Raw genomic sequence first — 917 nt, 5'->3', positions numbered from 1 at the left:
CAGCGGGCCAGACTATATGCAGCTGGCAATTGGGCAGGACTTTTTTCTGGCCGTAAATCCAGAGATAGGGCTTAGGTGCCAGTAGTGACTCCAGATGCCCTGCCAGGGTCGGGGTATGTTCCAGCCCGGTCAGCACCACCGGTTTACCCTTTAGAAGTTGTGTCAATAAGGGGGTTTCTTTCAGCTGGAAACTCAACTTGCCTGACAGTTTCAGCTTACTGGTAAACCAGAGCTCCTCCCATTGCTGACCGGTGGCCAGTCGATAACAGCTGGATTGTGCAGCAACTTTGGCAGCGATATTGGCAACACTGTCGGTATACAGCCTGACAACACTGTCACCGAAAGGTTCTGGCAAAGTGCCTGTCACCAATCCGGGAGCGACGGGCAGTGATTCCGTCCGATGTTTCAGGATCAGCCATTGTTCATCGGTCAGTTCACCGCTAACCAGCAGCTGGTCAAATTCGCTGGCCATCTTATGAAAGGTATCGGTCTTTTGCAGGGTGTTTTCCTGTGCGGACAGATCACTGAAGATCCCGTCGAAATTGTGGGTATTGATAACCCCGCAGGTTTTACCGGGTAACACCGATGTGTTGTTGATTGCTTGTTTGAATGCCGTGATATTCTCGGTCGGGGTGTGATATTGCTGCAAGACCAGCGATGCTGGCAGCTCCACCCGTTCACCATTGGCGATGAAGTAGCCTTGCTCAAGAATGTCCGACAAATGTTGCCAGAATGGGCTTTTGGCATCCGGCGGGTCCACCAGGCAGATGGTCACCGGTTCTGGCTGGCTGCTGATCACTCCGTTGCGAAAATACTGTTCGCCATGACTGTTGATGGCCAGGTTGCCAAACAGGCTGGCAAAGACATCCTGACCCGCACAGTGAATCAGCAAACTCCCGGGCTCTGGCGGCTCCGTG

At 53.2% G+C, this 917-nt stretch carries 1 protein-coding gene; it reads right to left on the bottom strand.

What is annotated here, in order from left to right:
- On the bottom strand, window positions 1-917 hold a 917-nt coding region (locus tag CX664_RS26875; RefSeq protein WP_180966640.1), incomplete at both ends, for a hypothetical protein.

The organism is Endozoicomonas acroporae (assembly GCF_002864045.1).
GTDB lineage: Bacteria > Pseudomonadota > Gammaproteobacteria > Pseudomonadales > Endozoicomonadaceae > Endozoicomonas > Endozoicomonas acroporae.
This window is presented reverse-complemented; position numbering and strand designations above follow the sequence as displayed.